At 75.2% G+C, this 16,504-nt stretch carries 17 protein-coding genes and 1 pseudogene; 8 read left to right on the forward strand and 10 right to left on the reverse strand.

Features of this window, described 5'->3' with window-relative positions; genetic code table 11:
* The first annotated feature begins 90 nt into the window (after positions 1 to 90).
* The gene (locus ACWEQL_RS19225) at positions 91 to 657 is read left to right on the forward strand and encodes a TetR/AcrR family transcriptional regulator (RefSeq protein WP_452151453.1); all 567 of its coding nucleotides are present in this window, start codon (positions 91 to 93) and stop codon (positions 655 to 657) included.
* A gap of 146 nt (positions 658 to 803) precedes the next feature.
* Here ACWEQL_RS19225 and ACWEQL_RS19230 read toward each other — a convergent pair whose 3' ends face one another.
* Positions 804 to 2,261, reverse strand: a complete 1,458-nt coding sequence (locus ACWEQL_RS19230; RefSeq protein ID WP_452151454.1) for an alpha/beta fold hydrolase — start codon at positions 2,259 to 2,261, stop codon at positions 804 to 806.
* Between the two features lie 256 nt (positions 2,262 to 2,517).
* On the opposite strand from ACWEQL_RS19230, the gene ACWEQL_RS19235 reads away from it, so the two are divergent.
* The 5 genes from ACWEQL_RS19235 (at position 2,518) to ACWEQL_RS19255 (ending at position 5,651) form a co-directional block, all read left to right on the forward strand.
* Positions 2,518 to 3,174, forward strand: a complete 657-nt coding sequence (locus ACWEQL_RS19235) for a TetR/AcrR family transcriptional regulator (RefSeq protein ID WP_452151455.1) — start codon at positions 2,518 to 2,520, stop codon at positions 3,172 to 3,174.
* Between the two features lie 270 nt (positions 3,175 to 3,444).
* Positions 3,445 to 3,948 (forward strand): hypothetical protein, encoded by a 504-nt coding sequence (locus ACWEQL_RS19240; RefSeq protein WP_452151456.1) that lies wholly within the window; start codon positions 3,445 to 3,447, stop codon positions 3,946 to 3,948.
* A 10-nt stretch (positions 3,949 to 3,958) separates the two neighbouring features.
* On the forward strand, positions 3,959 to 4,291 hold the full coding sequence (locus tag ACWEQL_RS19245; RefSeq protein ID WP_452151457.1) for a hypothetical protein: 333 nt from the start codon (positions 3,959 to 3,961) through the stop codon (positions 4,289 to 4,291).
* A gap of 40 nt (positions 4,292 to 4,331) precedes the next feature.
* A complete protein-coding gene (locus ACWEQL_RS19250) occupies positions 4,332 to 5,129 on the forward strand; it encodes a hypothetical protein (protein ID WP_452151458.1) in 798 nt (265 codons plus the stop codon).
* A 72-nt stretch (positions 5,130 to 5,201) separates the two neighbouring features.
* Positions 5,202 to 5,651, forward strand: coding sequence for a contact-dependent growth inhibition system immunity protein (locus tag ACWEQL_RS19255; protein ID WP_452151459.1), 450 nt, complete (start codon positions 5,202 to 5,204; stop codon positions 5,649 to 5,651).
* 55 nt (positions 5,652 to 5,706) lie between these two features.
* Here the strand turns inward: ACWEQL_RS19255 and ACWEQL_RS19260 are convergent, their stop codons facing one another.
* The 4 genes and pseudogenes from ACWEQL_RS19260 to ACWEQL_RS19275 all read right to left on the reverse strand — a co-directional run bounded on the left by ACWEQL_RS19260 (position 5,707) and on the right by ACWEQL_RS19275 (position 8,778).
* Positions 5,707 to 5,985: a hypothetical protein gene (locus ACWEQL_RS19260; protein ID WP_452151469.1), complete on the reverse strand. Its 279-nt coding sequence runs from the start codon at positions 5,983 to 5,985 to the stop codon at positions 5,707 to 5,709.
* Positions 5,959 to 6,081 (reverse strand): annotated as a pseudogene (locus ACWEQL_RS19265) (sigma factor-like helix-turn-helix DNA-binding protein); the annotation flags it as partial. The gene ACWEQL_RS19260 and the pseudogene ACWEQL_RS19265, both read right to left, overlap by 27 nt.
* Before the next feature lie 359 nt (positions 6,082 to 6,440).
* Positions 6,441 to 7,235, reverse strand: a complete 795-nt coding sequence (locus tag ACWEQL_RS19270) for a hypothetical protein (protein ID WP_452151460.1) — start codon at positions 7,233 to 7,235, stop codon at positions 6,441 to 6,443.
* A 274-nt stretch (positions 7,236 to 7,509) separates the two neighbouring features.
* Positions 7,510 to 8,778, reverse strand: a complete 1,269-nt coding sequence (locus ACWEQL_RS19275) for a pyroglutamyl peptidase (protein ID WP_452151461.1) — start codon at positions 8,776 to 8,778, stop codon at positions 7,510 to 7,512.
* Between the two features lie 337 nt (positions 8,779 to 9,115).
* Here ACWEQL_RS19275 and lysA point away from each other — a divergent pair, with 337 nt between their 5' ends.
* A complete protein-coding gene (lysA, locus tag ACWEQL_RS19280) occupies positions 9,116 to 10,426 on the forward strand; it encodes a diaminopimelate decarboxylase (RefSeq protein ID WP_452151462.1) in 1,311 nt (436 codons plus the stop codon).
* A 227-nt stretch (positions 10,427 to 10,653) separates the two neighbouring features.
* Here lysA and ACWEQL_RS19285 read toward each other — a convergent pair whose 3' ends face one another.
* Positions 10,654 to 11,583, reverse strand: coding sequence for a helix-turn-helix transcriptional regulator (locus ACWEQL_RS19285; protein WP_452151463.1), 930 nt, complete (start codon positions 11,581 to 11,583; stop codon positions 10,654 to 10,656).
* A gap of 56 nt (positions 11,584 to 11,639) precedes the next feature.
* Here ACWEQL_RS19285 and ACWEQL_RS19290 point away from each other — a divergent pair, with 56 nt between their 5' ends.
* Positions 11,640 to 12,251 carry an NIPSNAP family protein gene (locus tag ACWEQL_RS19290; RefSeq protein ID WP_452151464.1) on the forward strand — a complete coding sequence of 204 codons (612 nt, stop codon included), beginning with the start codon at positions 11,640 to 11,642 and terminating at the stop codon, positions 12,249 to 12,251.
* A 95-nt stretch (positions 12,252 to 12,346) separates the two neighbouring features.
* Here the strand turns inward: ACWEQL_RS19290 and ACWEQL_RS19295 are convergent, their stop codons facing one another.
* From ACWEQL_RS19295 to ACWEQL_RS19310, 4 genes are all read right to left on the reverse strand, one after another.
* Complete coding sequence (locus tag ACWEQL_RS19295; RefSeq protein WP_452151465.1) at positions 12,347 to 13,912, reverse strand: SDR family oxidoreductase; 1,566 nt, start codon at positions 13,910 to 13,912, stop codon at positions 12,347 to 12,349.
* Between the two features lie 4 nt (positions 13,913 to 13,916).
* Positions 13,917 to 15,233 (reverse strand): cryptochrome/photolyase family protein, encoded by a 1,317-nt coding sequence (locus ACWEQL_RS19300; protein WP_452151466.1) that lies wholly within the window; start codon positions 15,231 to 15,233, stop codon positions 13,917 to 13,919.
* Positions 15,230 to 15,736, reverse strand: a complete 507-nt coding sequence (locus tag ACWEQL_RS19305; RefSeq protein ID WP_452151467.1) for a hypothetical protein — start codon at positions 15,734 to 15,736, stop codon at positions 15,230 to 15,232. The genes ACWEQL_RS19300 and ACWEQL_RS19305 overlap by 4 nt, the downstream gene beginning before the upstream one ends.
* A gap of 45 nt (positions 15,737 to 15,781) precedes the next feature.
* A partial coding sequence (locus ACWEQL_RS19310; RefSeq protein ID WP_452151468.1) for a B12-binding domain-containing protein occupies positions 15,782 to 16,504 on the reverse strand: 723 nt, incomplete at its 5' end.

A 16,504-nucleotide genomic window follows, 5' to 3' on the forward strand; every position in this document is an offset into this window, starting at 1 on the left:
GGTCGTTCTCGTTTTCAGGACGGTAATGATCGGTACCGTTTGGCGTCAAGGGGGTTCCGCGAAATCGGAACCGATCGGTACCATCACCCCATGGCAACCCAGGCACGAGCCCGGCTCCTCGGCACGGCCGAGGACCTCTTCTACGCGGAGGGCGTCCGCGCGGTCGGCGTCGACCGCATCCTGAGCGTGTCCGGTGTGGGCCGGGCGTCCTTCTACCGGCACTTCGCGAGCAAGGACGACCTGGTGGTGGCCGTCCTCCAGGGCCGGGACGCCCGCTGGCGCCAGTGGCTGCGCGAATCGGTGGACGCCCGCGACCTGCCGCCCGAGGAGCGTCCGCTCGCGGTCTTCGACGCGCTGGCGGAACGCTTCTCCCGGCAGGACTTCCGCGGCTGCGCCTTCGTCAACACCATGGTCGAGGCGGCCGACCGCGACAGCGCCGCCCACCGGGTCGCGGCGGCGCACAAGGCGAGCGTGGCCGAGTACCTGGACCACCTGCTGACCGACGCCGGCTACGAGGAACACGCCGTCCTCGCCGACCACCTCGTGCTGCTGATCGACGGCGCCATCGTCACCGCGGTCCGCGAGGGCACCACGGAGCCCGCGGCCCGGGCGCGCCGCATCGCGAGCGCGCTGCTGGCCGCGGAGCGGCGGGGCTGACGGCACCGACACACCGGGCCGAGGCGCCGGGGCACGAGACGCCGGGCCGGGGCGCCGAGGCCGGGGCGCCGGCCCTCCCCTGACCCGCCTGCCGCCGGTGGGGGGCGGCGGCAGGCGGCCAGGCCCCCGTCAGGGGTCCGGAGGGGTCAGTACGCCACGGTGAAGCGCCGACGCACGAAGCCGCCCCGCTCGACGGCGTCGACGACCGCGCTCGCGAAGTCCCCGACGCTGATCCGGCTCTCGCCCGCGGCGTCGGCCAGCGGGGTGTCCCGGGCCTCGGCGCGGTAGGTGCCGGTCCGCTCCCCCGGGACGAGGTACATCGGCGGCGGGCTGACGTACGACCAGTCGACGGTGGCGTCCGCCGCCCGCAGCACGTCCAGCGCCTCGGCCTGGTCACGGGCGGTCTCCAGGTACCGCGGCGGGAAGTCCGGCGAGTCGACGAAGCGCACGCCGGGCGCGCTCTCCAGGCTGCCGCCCCCTCCGACGAAGAGCAGGCGGTCAACGCCGGCCTTGGGCAGGGCCTCCAGCAGGGCGGCCGCCGCCCGGGGCACCAGCCGGTCGCCACCCTTGAGCGAGGCCACGACGGCGTCGTGGCCGGCAAGGGCGGCCGCGAGCGCCGCGGGGTCGGTGGCGTCGGCGTCGGCCCGCCCGAGCGCGGTGACCCGGTGACCCCGGGCCGCCGCCTCGCGGGCGACGGCGCCGCCCAGGTTGCCGCTCGCGCCGAGGACGGCGATGCGCAGCGGCGCGGCCGGCAGCTCATCGAGGAACTCCGCGATCAGCGGGGCGATCTCGGGCAGGCACTCCTCCAGGGCGAAGTGGCCGGTCTCGAACAGGTGGATCCGCGCGTCGGGCACGTCCCGGCGGAAGGCCTGGGCGCCGGCCGGGAGGAAGAACGCGTCGTTGGCGCCCCAGAGCACCAGCGTCGGCGGCCGGTGCTCGCGCAGCCACGCCTGCCACTGCGGGTACAGCGCGACGTTGCCGTGGTAGTCGAGCGCCAGCGCCGTCTGGGCCTCCCGGCGGCCGGGCAGGTCCAGGAAGTGCTGGTCGAGGGTCCAGCCGTCCGGGGCGATCAGCGCGGGCTCGGTGGTGCCGCCCTCGTACTGGCCGCGGGTGACCGGCAGGGTGAAGAGCGGCTGCACGGCCTCCTCCGCGCCCGGCACGCCGGGCCGGTTGGCGATGGCGCCGCGGGCCATGTCGGACAGGCCCTCCTCGTAGGCGTTGGAGTTCTGCACGATCAGCCCGGCGATCCACTCGGGGTGCCGGGTGGCCAGCCGGAAGCCGACCGGGCCGCCGAAGTCGAAGGCGTACAGCGTGAAGCGCGTCAGGCCGACCGCGCGGACGAACCCCTCGGTCACGTCGGCGAGGGCGTCGAAGGAGTACGGGAAGTCCTCCGGTGCCTCGGTGTACCCGAAGCCCGGGTAGTCGGGGGCGACCAGGTGGAACCGGCCGCCGAGCGCGTCGATCAGCCGCCGGTACTGGGCGGAGGAGGACGGGAAGCCGTGCAGGAGCAGCAGCGTCGGCGCGTCCTTCGGCCCGGCCTCGCGGTAGAAGACGCGTACGCCGGCCACCTCGACGAACCGGTGTTCCACGTGGGGGATGTCCATGGGTCTGCCTCTCTCGGCCGGCGCCTGTCCGCTCGACAGCTCGTCGGCCGGAACGTCCGGCCCCGGGCGGGCGTCGCGACCGACGGCGGCGGCACCCAGGCGCGAACGAGCGCGCCCACGACCGCGTACGGGCACGGCGACGCCGCCGTGCGGGCACGACGACGCTCCGGGCCCAACCCCCCGAGCTAATGCAGGTCGATCTGCATTAGTGTTGATCCTGGCAAAGACGCCCGGCTTAACGCAAGAGGATTCTCATTTGGACAGCACCGCACAGCCCCCCGCCTCCCCCGCGCCCGGCAGCCGGCGCCCCGGGGGCCGGACGGCCCGCACCCGCACCACCGTCCTGGAGGCCACCCTCGCCGAGCTCGTCGAGACCGGCTACGCCGACACCCGCATCGACCGGATCGCCGCCCGCGCCGGCGTCGCGGCCACCACCGTCTACCGGCGCTGGGGCACCCTGGAGGCGATCGTCGTCGACCTCGCCGACGAACTGGCCGTCACCATCAGCCTCGGCGAGTCCGCCGGCCTGGAGGAGGACCTGCGCACGATCGCCCGCGCCGTCGTCGCCCTCAACGAGGACCCGACCCACAAGGCCTGGCTCCAGGTCATGGTGTCCGCCGCCATCCGCTCCCCCGAGGCGCGCACGGCGCTGTCCTCCGTCCTCGCCCACCGCCGGGACATCACCTCCGTCGCCGTCCGGGCCGCGATCGCCCGCGGCGAGGTGCCGCCCGACACCGACCCGCACGAGGTCATCCGGGCCACCGTCGCCCCGCTCTACCTGCGCGTCTACATCAACGGCGAACCCGTCGGCACCGCCGACGCCGACCGCGCCGCCGCGGCCGCCGCCCTCGCCGCCCGCGCCGGGCTGTACGTCCTGCCGCCCGGCACCGCGGCCGGCCCGTCCGAGGACTGACCCGGCGACGGGCCGACGGGACCGCGGGCCGACGGCTTTCCGTCGGACGGCCGCCCGCCGTACGGGTGGTGGGCGGCCGCCGACCGGGTGGACCGCCCGCGGCCCGCGCCGGCCCGACCGGCGGCCGTTCCGCATGGCCCGTCCGGCGCACCCGGGCGCACCGGACCCTCCGGTAGCGACACGCGGGGAGCCACGGCCCCGCCCCGGCGCGATCAGGATGGGGGCGAACCCGGGGGCCCGCCCCGGCAGGATCCGCGGAAGGCGACCCCGATGCAGCGACGCGCCCCCAGCAAGCGCATTCTCGCCCTGGCCGCGGCCGGCCTGATCATCGGCGCGGCCGGCGCGCTGAGCGTGCCCGCCCTCGCCGAGGACTCCGCCGCGCCGCGGGCCGCGAGCGTCCAGGCGCTCACCCTGGACTTCGGCGCGACCCCGCCCGAGGCCGATGTCCACAGCCTCACCGGCCGGGTCAAGGACACCACCGGCGCCGTGATCGGCTCCGCCCACCACCTGTGCGTCAAGGACCAGGCCGACCCGCGGAGGAGCACCGCGTTCTGCCACGGCTCCGTCCGCATCACGGCCGGCCGGGACGGCAACAACGGCGAGATCGCCTACAGCGCCGTCCTGCCGATCACCGACGACGCACCCGTCCCCGACGGCGGGGGCTTCACCGGCACCGTCGAGGGCGGAACCCTCGCCTACGAGGGCATCACCGGCGAGGCCCGCTTCCAGCGCCGGGGGCCGGGCGTCTACGACCTCGGCCTCGGCCTCCGCTGACCTGGCAGTGGTGGCGTACCTCTTCCAGACCCGGGTGCCGGGCACGCCCTCCTGGTCGCCCGGCATCGTCATCCTCGCCCTGATCGCGGCCGTCCTCACCGGCCTCGGCCCCCTCGCCGAGTGGCTGGCCCGCCGTCAACGCCTGTTCCTCGACCGCGTGCGCGCGGCGTCCACCAGCGGCTGGGTCAACGGACTGCTGGTGTACGGCTTCGCCATCCTCAACGCCCGCACCACCCGGTGGATCTCCCTCGGCGCAGCCCTGGCCACCTGGCTGCTCACCACCCTCACCGTGTGCCGCCTCCTCACCGCCCTACGCCCCTGGTGGAGCCCCTCCCGGCCGTGAACCCGCGGCTCTGTCGGACCCTCGTGGCAGACTCCGACGCATGTCGCTCACCGACCTCACCTTCGACCAGTGGCGGGCGTTCGACCTCTCCACCGCCCACCGCACCGCACAGCGGGCGGCCGAGCCGGCAGGCGGCCGCGTGGTCTGCGTCGAGGCCGTCGAGCACCTCGGCGGCCGGATCCACCGCGCGCGGATCGAGCGGGACGGCCAGGAGTTCGCCCTGGTGCCGGGCGGCCCGGTGACGCTCGGCCTCGACCTCGACGGTTGGCAGCCGACCCCGGAACAGGCCGCCGACTACCGGGAGAGCCTGTCCCAGGGCTTCGGGTTCGGCCCCGACCTGCGCGCCCACCTCGCCGAACTGCTCAGTCCGCGCCGCCGCGTCACCGTGGCGACGGTCCTGATGGCGGTCGAGGACGAGGACCTCACCGAACCTCCCGCCGACATGCCGGCCGTCCTCACCGAACGCGGCCTCCGGATGCCCACACCCGACGAATGGGAGCACGCCTGCGGGGCCGGCGCCGACACCCTGTTCCGCTGGGGCGACGACTGCCCGCTCGACCGCATCCCCTACCTCCACCCCGACGGCCCCCAGCACCGGCCCAACGCCCTCGGCCTGCACATCGCGTACGACACCTACCGCACCGAACTGACCAGCGACCCCACCACGGTCCACGGCGGCGACGGCGGTGAATCCGCCTGCGGCGGCTACGGCACCCTCCTGGGCTGGCTCCCCCTCGCCACCGCCAACCGCAACCCCTTCCTCGCCGAATTCGTCCACGGCCCCGACGGCGAGGACCTCTACGAGGACTTCTCCACCCGCCCGGTCATCCCACTCTGAAGCCCGGCCCCCCGCCGACCACGGCCGGCCCCCTCCTCAACCCGGCATCCGAGGCCCTATCCGGATGGCCCGGTGGCGCTCGGCGTCGCGAACGCGGCGTGGGATGATCGGCCGGTGACTCGCTCCGCCGACCGTGACCGCTCGCTCGACGAGCTCGAGGGCGATCGCTGGCCCGCTCCGCTCGCTGACGCGCCCCCTCTCGTCGTCAGGGCGCATGCGCTCCGGCATCGGCCGGTCGGCGAACTGACCATCGAGGACCTGCGCCTGCTGATCGGACAGAACGTGGGCCTCGCCCATCTCCTGCCGCTGGCGGTCGAGGTGCTGCGGGACGACCCGATGGCGGAGGGCGACCTGTACGAGGGCGACCTGCTGTCCGCCGTACTGACGAGGAGCGCGGACGCCTGGCGCGATCACCCCGCGCTCCAGCGTGAACTCATGCTGATCGTCGCATCGTTGAGCGATCTGCTACCGGGGTTGGCGCAGCAGGCCGAGCGCTTTCCCGGCCTGCTGGCCACCGGATAGCCCGCAGGCACTGTGTTACCCCGTCGGCGCGGCGGAAACCTGGGAACCTCCGGGCTCACCACCTTGACGTGGGGAGCACGAGGTCGGGGTACCGGTTGTCCCGTGGGCAGACCAGGCGGGTGGAGTCGGGGTTGAGGGTGCAGACGTAGCCGGTGGGGTACGGGTCGGCCGGGCCGGTGCCGTCGTCCGTGTCTCCGGACACGGTCGTGAGGCCGACGACGGCGAAGAGGATTCCGGCGGCGACGAAGGGCAGGCTGAACACGGCCAGCAGGACGGTGCCGACCCCGGCACCCGAAACCGCCCGGGTGCGCTGGGCCATCGTCGCGGTGGGCACCAGGAACGCCCGGGCGACCTCGGGTGTCGTCAGGCCCGCGAGAAAACGCAGCGTCAGCGCGGTGCGTGCCTCAGGTGGGAGGGCCGGGTGGCAGCAAGGCGGCGATCCACGGGCAGAGGACGTGCTGAGCCCGGTCGACCGCGTACCGGCCCTGAGGATTCCTCGCGAACTCCCCGCTCCCTGTCGGGATCGTCCATGCCTTGACACACCACCTGCGGTCCCAAAGGCCATAGGTGACGGCGGAGAACGCGATTCCAGCAGCACGACCACGTGGCAGACCAGAACTCGTCAGGGCTCCGCGTTCGACGGCCCGTCGCCGCCCGGTTCGGGACGCCTCTTCCCTCCTGGCCCATCTCGTCCGTCTGCCAGCAGTGTTCTGCCCGGACACACGAGACGAGGAGCACCACGATGACCACGGCGAACACAGTCGTATGCGTCACCGCGCGGGCCGCCGGCTATGAACTCATCGCACTGAAGGGCACGAAGGTGGAGCTCAGGCTGTACGTCTGGTCCACCTGGTCGGTCTGCTGGCCGGTGCCGGTCACCTTGAACTTCCAGTCGCCCTCGGACCAGACGGCCAGCAGGACGACCGTCCGGTGGACGCCGTTCGGGAACCTGATGGCGAGCTGGACCTCTGCCATGTCCTGGTTGTAGGAGGCCACCCGGAACCCCGCGTACTGGCCCTGTGGCGCGGCGGCCGACGTGGCCGCGCCCCGTCCGTGGAGGACAGTGGCCAGGTAGAGATCGCGGTCGGGGTTCCCGACGACCAGTTGTTCGACGACGGTCTTCGTGTCGTCGGCGTTGGCCGTTCGGACCGACGCGTTCGCCAGCGCCAGTACGGCGCCGCGTGGAGTCCGGGCATAGCAGCGGGCCACCTCGCCGGTCACCACAGCGGGGCCGGACAGCTTGGAGACCGGGAGCTTGCTGGTCTTGAAGTCCACCCAGGTGACGTCCCCCGCCGGGAACGGCCCCTGGGCGGCTGCCCGGTCGCTGACGTCCGGCAGGGCGGGGCACTTGCCGTCCGTGCCTCCGGCGGGTGGTGCCGAGGCCGGTCCGGAGGCCGTCGCGGTCGGCTGCGACGCCGAGGCCCCGCCATCGGCGGACGTGCCCGGTGCAGTGCGGGCGGACCCGGCCGACCCGGCCGAGCCACCGGAGGCGCAGCCTCCGAGCAGCAGCAGCGAGGCGAGCACTGCGGACGCGGGGCCGGCAGCGTGTACGGCACGTCGGGACCTGGCCGGTGTTGCGGACATCGTTTCCATCCCCTTGGGTGGTCCACCGGCGGACCGGCCTGCCGGTGGAGGGGGCCGCTCGGTTAGTGGGTTTGGTAGGTGATCATACTGACTATCCGTCACTCGCTGTCCCGCCCGGAAGATCTGCCATCGCCTCGCGGAGCTCGGAGGTCCGGGTGTGTGGCGAGTCCGTCCGGCAGCGCGGACAAGCCCGGGTGGCCGGCCGGCCCCTTCGACGTCGAACGCCAAGCCGCCCTTGACTCCGGACCTGGCGCGCCCCCGGCGCCTTTCCCGGTCAGCCGGCCGTGTGGCGCAGGATGTCGAGGACCTCACCGGTGATCGCGGCCTCGTTCTGCTCGAAGGCCGGCCCGGTGAGCAGCTCGGGCTGCGTCGGGAGGCCGTCGAGCACGGGGGTGTGCAGGTGGCCGCCGGGCAGGTGCGGGGCGAGCTCCAGGCGCAGCCGGTTGGTGCGGTAGGCGACCTCGTTGGAGAGGTAGCCTCCGCCGCCGCCGGCGACCGCCCGCGAGCCGGGGGTCGGACCGTCCTTGCGGTCGACCGGGGTGCTCGCCCCGGCGGGGATCTCGGTGACGGTGGTGTTCAGCCGGACCGGGTAGGGCTGCTGGACGGTCGCCATCGGGCCGGTGGGCAGGCTGGTGGCGATGAACTCGGCACCCGGGCCGAGGCCGGGTGCGGTGACGGGGTGCTCGCGGGTGCCTCCGGAGAGGGCGCCGGTGTTGTCGGGGTAGGGGTCGGCGGAGCGGGCGCGACCGGCCCAGGCCTCCAGGGTGAACAGCCCGGGGTAGCCCTGGCTGATGGTGGTGATGAGGTCCGCGGCGCGCGGGCCGGGGGCGAGGTACGGGGCGTAGGCGCGTTCGACGATGCCGCGGTCGAAGTCACCGTAGCGGACCGGGAACAGCACCGAGTTGATCTCGGCGGGGGTGCCGTCGGCCAGGGTGATCCGTCGGCCGTCCAGTTGCAGGGCCGCCGAGCCTGACGGGTTGGCGCGGCGCGGCTCGGCGTCCAGGCCGAAGGGGTCGAAGCCGCTCACGAAGATCCGCCGCACGCCCGGACGGCCGCTGAACCCGCCGCCGGTCAGGCCCCGCGAGGCGTCCTCGAAGCGCTGTCGCAGGGCGGCCCGGTCGAGGGTGAAGTCCGGTTGCCAGCGGGCGAGTCGGACGGTCATGGCGACCCTGGTCCAGTACAGCGGCCGGTCGTCGGCGGCCGGGAGGTCGCCCCCGGGGCGGCGCCCCTGGGCGCGGTCCACGCCGGCCCGCCAGAGGGACTCGCCCCAGGCGTCGACCAGCCGCCCGGCCTCGGCGGCGCTGCGGGCGGTGCACAGGGCGGCGGGGAACCGGCGGACGAAGTCGCCGAAGCCGGCGCGTTCGGTCAGGGCGGCGGTCCGCGGGTCGGTGGTGCGGGTCTGTTCCCGGTCCAGCGGCGCGGACTCGACGGTCCGGCAGGAGGGTCCGGCCGCGTGGACGGCGGTGGCGTTGGGGAGGATCGAGGCGGCGAGAGCGCCGATGAGAGTCGCGGTGAGTGCGAACCGGCGCCGAGCGGTCGTCATGGCGTGGACATTACAGATATCCTCCCCGGGTCCACCAGAGCGCCTCCCCGTCGCCACCCAGGGCGACCACGAGCGACCACGGACGACCACGGGCGACACCGGACGACCACGGGCGACACCGGACGGCGCCGGATCCGGGAAGGGGCGCCGCTCCGGACAGCTCCTACGAGGACGGTCGGGAGGACCTGCTCATCGTCGCCCCGTCGCTCCGAACACGTCGTCAACTTCCGCTTGACCAACCGGAGTACGCCACGACCACTCGTTGAGACGCCGGCGATCACACCCGCCGGACCGCAGTAGACTCCAGCCCATCCAACGGGCACGAGGAGGACTGGGCGTGGACAGGTTCGGCTACCGGGACGGCGAGTTGCACTGCGAGGAGGTCGGCCTCGCCCAGATCGCCGCCGAGTACGGGACTCCGACCTACGTCTACTCGCGCGATACCCTGCGCACCCACCTGGCCGACCTGACCGAGGCCTTCGCCGAACTCGACCCGATGGTCTGCTACGCGGTCAAGACCTGCAGCAACCTGCGCCTGCTGGCCGAGCTCGGGGCCGGCGGGGCCGGCGCCGACGTGGTCAGCGGCGGCGAGCTGTTCCGCGCGCTGACCGCCGGCATCCCCGCCGAGCGGATCGTCTTCGCCGGCGTCGGCAAGTCCGAGCAGGAGCTGCGCGAGGCCGTCGAGGCGGGCATCGGCTGCGTCAACATCGAGTCCGACTCCGAACTGGAGCTGCTCGCCCGGGTCGCCGACGACCTGGGCCGCGAGGTGCGCGCCGCGATCCGCGTCAACCCGGACGTCGCCGGCCACGGCACCCCCGCCAAGACCACCACCGGCACCAAGGGCGGCAAGTTCGGCGTCGACATCGAGCGCGTCCCCGGCCTGTTCGCGCGCGCCGCCTCGCTGCGCCACGTCCGCCTGGTGGGCCTGCACGTCCACCTCGGCTCCCCGATCTACTCCCCCGACCCGTACGTGCAGGCGCTCACCCGGATCGTCGAGCTGGCGGAGAAGCTTCGCGCCGACGGCCACGAGGTCGAACTCATCAACATGGGCGGCGGGTTCGCCGCCGACTACGAGACCGGCCACGCCCCCACCTGGCCCGCCTACGCCGAGGCGATCGTGCCCGTCCTGCGCCCCTTCGTCGCCGACGGCGGCCGGGTCGTCATGGAGCCGGGCCGCTCCATCGCCGCGAACGCCGGCGTGCTGGTGACCCGCGTCCGCTACCTCAAGGACGCCGGGGAGCACCGCCTGGCCATCGTCGACGCGGGTATGAACAACCTGATCCGGGCCGCGCTCTACGACTCCTTCCACTTCATGTGGCCGGTGCGCCCCGACGGCGGCCTGGTCCCCGCCCGCCGCGAGGGGCAGGTCACCATGGACGGGCTGACCCGCTACGACGTGGCCGGGCCGATCTGCGAGTCCACCGACTACCTGGCGCGCGGGCGCGACCTGCCGTCGCTGGGCGAGGGCGACCTGCTGTGCATCTTCGGCGCGGGCGCGTACGGGATGGCGATGGCCAGCCAGTACAACTCCTCGCTGCGGCCGGCCGAGGTGCTGGTGGACGGCGGCGAGGCACGGCTGATCCGCCGCCGGGACACCTACGCGGACCTGGTGGAGGCGGAGCTGCCGTTCCTCCCGGGCCGCGGCTGAGCCCGGGCCCCGCGACACCGGGGCCTACCGGGGCAAGCTGCTGCGCGGCACCGTCCCGCGGCGCACCGACGCGCTGGTGTGGGCGCCCGCGGGCAGCGGCGAGGAGGTGCAGCGGACGCTGGGCCTGCCCGGGAGGACTACCTGGCGGCCGAGGAGGAGTGGCGGCGCCTGACGGGCTGAGCGGCTCCCGGCGGCTCCCCGCGCGCTCAGTGGCCGTGGCTCGGCGCTCAGTCGTCGTAGCGGGCGGCCAGGGCCCGGACCGTCGCGGCGAGGCGGTCGCGGAGTTCGGCGGGCTCCAGGACCTCGACATCGGTGCCCAGCCGCAGGAACTCGCCGTGGGCGTGGTCGACCGACTCGATGGGCACCCGGGCCCGCGTCCACCCCTCGCCGGCCGGCGTCACGCCGAGGCGGCGTGCGCCGTCCGGAGTGAGCCGCACCAGGGCCTCCCCGGTGTGCAGCCGGGCCCGGAAGCCCGCCAGGTAGTCCTGCCAGTGCGCGGCCAGGTCGAACCCGTCCGGGACGGTGAACTCCTCTCCCTGCGCGCCGAGTTCGACGATCTGGTCGACCCGGTAGGTGCGCACCCCGGACGGGCCGGCGGCCACCAGGTACCAGCGGCCGGCCTTCAGCACCAGCCCGTACGGCCGCACCCGCCGCTCGATCTCCTCCGGCGCCCGCCAGCGCCGGTAGCGCAGGACCACCTCGCGGCGCTCCCACACCGCGGCGGCGACCGCGGCCAGGTGGGGCACGTGATCGCCGTCGCCGTACCAGCCCGGGGCGTCGAGCAGGAAGCGCTCCTGGATCCGCCCGGCGTGCTCGCGCAGCTCCGCCGGGAGAGCAGCCCTCAGCTTGAGCTGGGCGGTCGCCAGCGCCTCGCCCAGACCGAGCTCGGCGGCCGTGCCGGGCAGCGCGGCGAGGAACGCGGCCTGCGCCTCGTCCGGGGTCAGCCCGGTGAGCCTGGTCCGGTAGCCGTCCACCAGCCGGTAGCCGCCCGCGTGCCCGGCGTCGCCGTACAGCGGGATCCCGGCGCCGGCCAGCGCCTCGACGTCCCGGTAGACCGTCCGGACGGAGACCTCCAGCTCCTCGGCCAGCTGGCGGGCCGTCATCCGCCCGCGGTTCTGGAGCAGCAGGAGCAGGGTGACCAGTCGGCTCGCGCGCATGTCGGCCAGTATCCACTGACAGGGGATGTCAGTGGAGCGCCCCTACCCTGCGGCGCATGAACGACTTCGACCCCCTGCACGACCCCGATACCCTGCCCGGCTCCGACCTCCCGCACGGCAGTTGGATCGTGGAACTGCGCCAGTACACCCTGCGGCCCGGCGCCCGGGAGACCCTGATCGAGCTGTTCGAGCGCGAGTTCGTGACCGGCCAGCAGGAGGCCGGCATCACCCTCGGCGGCCGGTTCCGCGACCTCGACCACCCGGACCGCTTCGTCTGGCTGCGCGCGTTCCCCGACATGGCGCACCGCCGGCGCGCGCTGGAGGCCTTCTACACCGGCCCCGTCTGGCGGGAGCACCGCGAGGCGGCCAACGCCACCATGATCGACAGCGACGACGTCCTGCTGCTGCGCGGGCCGAACTTCACCCCCGAGCCGGGCGGCCGCGAGGTGGTCGCGACGCTCTGCCGTCCGCGGGACGCGGCCGCCTTCGACACGTACGCCGCGCTCCACCTGGCCCCGCGCCACGCCCTGCACCGCACCGAGCACGCCGTGAACGACTTCCCCCGCCTGCCCGTCCGCTCCGGGGTCGACGTCCGCCTCTGGTTCGGCCCGGCCACGCCCCCGCCCTGGCCGGTCCGGCGACTGCGGCTGGAGCCGGTGACGTCCTGAAGCGGCGGCGTCCTGAACCGGGGCGGCCGGGCCCCGGGTACGGGCCCCCGGGTACGGGTCGGCGGGTACGGGTCGGCGGGTACGGGTCGGCGGGGTCAGGGCGTGGCCAGGGCCCGTTCGGTGATGTTGCGGGCCATCCCGCCGAAGACGGCGGTGTGGAAGGGGGCGACGGCCCACCAGTAGGCGTGGCCGGCGAGACCGTGCGGGTGGAACAGCGCCCGCTGGCGGTACAGGGTGCGGCCCTCGCCGTCCGGGGTGACGGAGAGTTCGAGCCAGGCCAGGCCCGGCAGGCGCATCTCGGCGCGCAGGCGCAGCAGCCGGCCCGGCTCGATCTCCTCGACGCGCCAGAAGTCCAGGGAGTCGCCGACCCGCAGGCGGGCCGGGTCCCGGCGGCCGCGGCGCAGCCCGACGCCGCCGACCAGGCGGTCGAGCCAGCCGCGCAGGGCCCAGGCGAGCGGGAAGGAGTACCAGCCGTTGTCACCGCCGATGCCCTCGACCACCCGCCAGACGGCGGCCGGCGACGCGGCCACCGGGCGTTCCTGGACGTCCTGGTAGAGGCTGCCGCCGGCCCAGTCGGGGTCGGTGGGCAGCGGGTCGCTCGGGGCGCCCGGCAGGGAGGCCGAGGACCAGCGGGTGGCCACGTCGGCGTCCTTGATCCGGCGCAGGGCGAGGGCGACGGCCCGGTCGAAGCCGATCAGGCCGCCCGGCGGGTCGGGCACCCAGCGGGCGATGTCGTGTTCGCCGCAGACGACCTCGTGGCGCAGCGACTCGACCAGCGGCCGGGCGATGGAGCCCGGCACCGGGGTCACCAGGCCGACCCAGAGGCTGGAGAGCCGCGGGGTCAGCACGGGGACGGGGACGATGAGCCGCCCGGGCAGCTCGGCGACCCGCGCGTACGCGTCCATCATCCGCCGGTACGTCAGGACCTCGGGGCCGCCGATGTCGAAGGTCCGGTTGACCCCGGGCGGCAGGTGGGCGGCGCCGACGAGGTAGCGCAGGACGTCCCGGACGGCGATCGGCTGGATCCGGGTGGAGACCCACTGCGGGGTGACCATGGCGGGCAGGCGTTCGGTGAGGTGGCGCAGCATCTCGAAGGAGGCGCTGCCCGAGCCGATGATCACGGCGGCGCGCAGTTCCGCGGTCGGGACGCCGCTGTCGCGCAGGATCCGGCCGACCTCCGCGCGGGAGCGCAGGTGCGGGGAGAGCGCGTGCTCGGGAACGCCGGCCGGGGTCAGGCCGCCGAGGTAGACGATCCGGGTGACGCCCGCGGCCGCGGCGGCGGCGCCGAAGGCCCGGGCGGCCCGCCGGTCGGTGTCCTCGAAGGACGTCCCGGTGCCGAGGGAGTGGACCAGGTAGTAGGCGACGTCGACGCCGTCGAAGGCCCCGGCCAGGCTGTCGGGCCGGGTCACGTCGCCGGTGGCGGTCTCCACCCTGGCCCGCCACGGCTGGTCGCGCAGCCGCCCCGGGTCACGGACCAGGCAGCGGACGGGGTGTCCCCGCGCGAGCAGTTCGGGGACGAGGCGGCCGCCGATGTAGCCGGTGGCGCCGGTCACCAGACAGCGCGGCGGGGTGGGGGGCGCCTCGATCGGGGCTTCGCCCGGGGTGTCGTTCACGGCGTCGTTCGGGGTGTCGTTCACGGCGTCGTTCGGGGTGTCGTCCATGGCGTCAGTCCAGGCCCCGGGCGGCCCGGAGGCGGGCGGTGAGGGCGTCCGGGGCGATGATCGGGTCCGGGTAGTCGGGCGCGAGCAGCCAGGGCCGGTGGACGGCCGGACCGGGCAGGTGGGCGAGCTCGGGCACCCAGCGGCGTACGTAGGCCCCGTCGGGGTCGTACCGGTCCGCCTGGCGCAGCGGGTTGAGGACCCGGTTGGGCCGGGTGTCGGTGCCGGTGCCCGCCACCCACTGCCAGTTGAGCTGGTTGTTGGCCACGTCGCCGTCGACCAGCAGGTCCAGGAAGTGCCGGGCGCCGATGCGCCAGTCCAGGTACAGCGACTTGGCGAGGAAGCTCGCCGTCAGGAGCCGGGCGCGGTTGTGCATCCAGCCCTCGTGGGCGAGCTGGCGCATACCGGCGTCGACGATCGGGTAACCCGTGCGGCCCGTACGCCAGGCCTCGGCCTCGCGCTCGTCCCGGTGCCAGTCGTCCTCGCGGGCGCGGTAGTCGCGGTGAGCGGCGTCGGGCCGGGCGGCGAGCACCTGGTGGTGGAAGTCCCGCCAGGCGAGCTGCCGGACGAAGGCCTGCGCGCCCGGGCCGTCGTGCCGCAGGGCCCGCGCGGCCAGTTCGGTCGCGGACAGGCAGCCGAAGTGCAGGTACGGGGAGAGCCGGGAGGTGCCGTCGTCCGCGAGCGCGTCGTGCAGGTCCTCGTACGCGTCGACGTCCCAGTGCAGCCGGCGCTTGCGGCCGGCCGTCTCGCCGCCGGGCGGCAGGCCGGGTGAGGTCGGGCGGGCGGTGGGCAGTTCCTCGCCGTGCAGGTCGTCCGGGGTGCGGAGCACGCGCGGCGCGCCCAGCACCGTCCGGCGGGGCGCCTGCTGCCAGGCCCGGTGGTACGGGGTGAACACCGCGTAGTGGTCACGGCCGGCCGGGGCCACGGCGCCGGGCGGGACCACGGTCAGCGAGGCGTCGTGGACGCTCAGCCGGGGCCCCAGCAGCTCGCGCAGCCGCGCCTCGCGCCGGACCGCGAACGCGCTGACGCCCGCGGCGACGTGCACGCGGCCGGCGCCGGCCTCGGCGGCCACCCGGGCCGTCTGCTCGGCGGCGTCACCGTGCCGTACGACCAGGCGGGAGCCGGTGCGGCGCAGCGAGGCGTCCAGGTCGGCGAGGCAGTCGGCGAGGAAGGCCCGGCGGTTGGGCGCGGAGAAGCCCGTGGCCTCGACGGCGGGGTCGAGGACGAACAGCGGTACGACCTGGTCCGCGGTGGCGGCGGCGTGCAGCACGGGGTTGTCGTGCAGGCGCAGGTCCTGGGTGAACAGGGCGACGGAGACGGTCATCGGGGGTGCCTCGGAGGTGGTGCGGTCGGGGTGGTGGAGTCCTGCGCCGGACGGGCCGGGCCGTCGGCGCCGCGTATCGGGGCGGTGTCCGCCTCGGCGGGTGCGGCGCCTGCGGGTCCCGGCGCGCCGCCGCTCGCGCGGCCCGGGCGCAGCAGGCCGGCGACCGACAGCGCGGCCCAGCCGACGGACACGGTGGCGGCCATCGCCCGGTGCCGCCGCTCCGGCAGCGCCCGGGTCAGGACGACGGCGTCACCGAGGTCGGAGGCGATCCGCAGCAGCGTCGCCGTGCGCAGGCTGCGGGCGTCGGGCGCCAGGACCATGGCCAGCCCGCAGGCGGCGTCGCGCAGGACGAGCGGACGCAGGCAGGTCACGACCTCCGTGGGCACCGTGCCGTCCGGGGCCGCGAGCCCGGACGGCCGGGCCAGCAGCGCCGGACGCGCGGTCACCAGGAGCCCGTACGCGAAGGTGACGGCGCCGGTGAGTCTGAGGAGCTTCTGGTCCATGGGGCTTCCTCTCGGGTACGAGGGCGGGTGCGGGGCCGGCGGGTGTCAGGAGGTGACGGCCTGTTCCATGAGGTCGAGCGCGGCGGCGAGGGTGCGGGGCACGGCGGCGCCGGCCGGGGGCCGGGTACGGCCCCAGCCCGGGCCTGCGGCGAGCACCAGCGCCCGGCCGGCGGAGCCGCGCGGCCCCCAGGTGCTGCCGCCGACCCGGTGCAGGAGGTCGTGGTCGGCGGTCCGGCGGTCCTGCGACCAGAGCAGGACGGCGCCCGGGCCGAGCCGGTGGATCGCGTCCAGCAGCGCCTGCGGCGGGACCGTCGAGCCCAGCATCCGGAACGGCAGGGCCCGTTCGGCCAGGCCCGCGGCGGCGGCGTCCAGCGGGAGGGTGTGCCGCTCGTCGGGCGTGGCGGCCAGCAGGACGGGCGGCACCGGGCGCGGCGTCCCGGGCCGGGGCGCCGCGAGGCGTACCGGCCGTACGGGCCGGACGGCGGCGTCGCGCAGCACGGCGGCGACGTGCCAGGAGAGCAGGTGCTCGACCTCGACGTACTGCTCGCCCGCAGCGGCCCACTTGCGCCCGACGGCCCGCAGCGCCGGCACCATGACCTCCGTCCAGGCGGTGACGACGCCGAGCGCGTCCACCGCCTCGCGCAGGATCGCGGCCACCTCCGGCGCGTCCAGGCGGACGGCCGCCCGGGCGAGGCCGCGGCACTCGGGGCGGACCGTGCCCACGCGCAGCGCCCGGCTTCCGCCGGGGCCGGACCGGGTCGGCGGGGG

The organism is Kitasatospora sp. NPDC004240 (genome assembly GCF_053603215.1).

Excerpts from the sequence above, each read along its gene's own strand:
- ACWEQL_RS19275 (WP_452151461.1), bottom strand. The coding sequence starts at position 8,778 with ATGACGACCGCTCGGCGCCGGTTCGCACTCACCGCGACTCTCATCGGC.
- ACWEQL_RS19305 (WP_452151467.1), bottom strand. The coding sequence starts at position 15,736 with ATGGACCAGAAGCTCCTCAGACTCACCGGCGCCGTCACCTTCGCGTAC.
- ACWEQL_RS19300 (WP_452151466.1), bottom strand. The coding sequence starts at position 15,233 with ATGACCGTCTCCGTCGCCCTGTTCACCCAGGACCTGCGCCTGCACGAC.
- ACWEQL_RS19295 (WP_452151465.1), bottom strand. The coding sequence starts at position 13,912 with ATGGACGACACCCCGAACGACGCCGTGAACGACACCCCGAACGACGCC.
- ACWEQL_RS19270 (WP_452151460.1), bottom strand. The coding sequence starts at position 7,235 with ATGTCCGCAACACCGGCCAGGTCCCGACGTGCCGTACACGCTGCCGGC.
- ACWEQL_RS19225 (WP_452151453.1), top strand. The coding sequence starts at position 91 with ATGGCAACCCAGGCACGAGCCCGGCTCCTCGGCACGGCCGAGGACCTC.
- ACWEQL_RS19230 (WP_452151454.1), bottom strand. The coding sequence starts at position 2,261 with ATGGACATCCCCCACGTGGAACACCGGTTCGTCGAGGTGGCCGGCGTA.
- ACWEQL_RS19285 (WP_452151463.1), bottom strand. The coding sequence starts at position 11,583 with ATGCGCGCGAGCCGACTGGTCACCCTGCTCCTGCTGCTCCAGAACCGC.
- ACWEQL_RS19290 (WP_452151464.1), top strand. The coding sequence starts at position 11,640 with ATGAACGACTTCGACCCCCTGCACGACCCCGATACCCTGCCCGGCTCC.
- ACWEQL_RS19250 (WP_452151458.1), top strand. The coding sequence starts at position 4,332 with ATGTCGCTCACCGACCTCACCTTCGACCAGTGGCGGGCGTTCGACCTC.
- ACWEQL_RS19240 (WP_452151456.1), top strand. The coding sequence starts at position 3,445 with ATGCAGCGACGCGCCCCCAGCAAGCGCATTCTCGCCCTGGCCGCGGCC.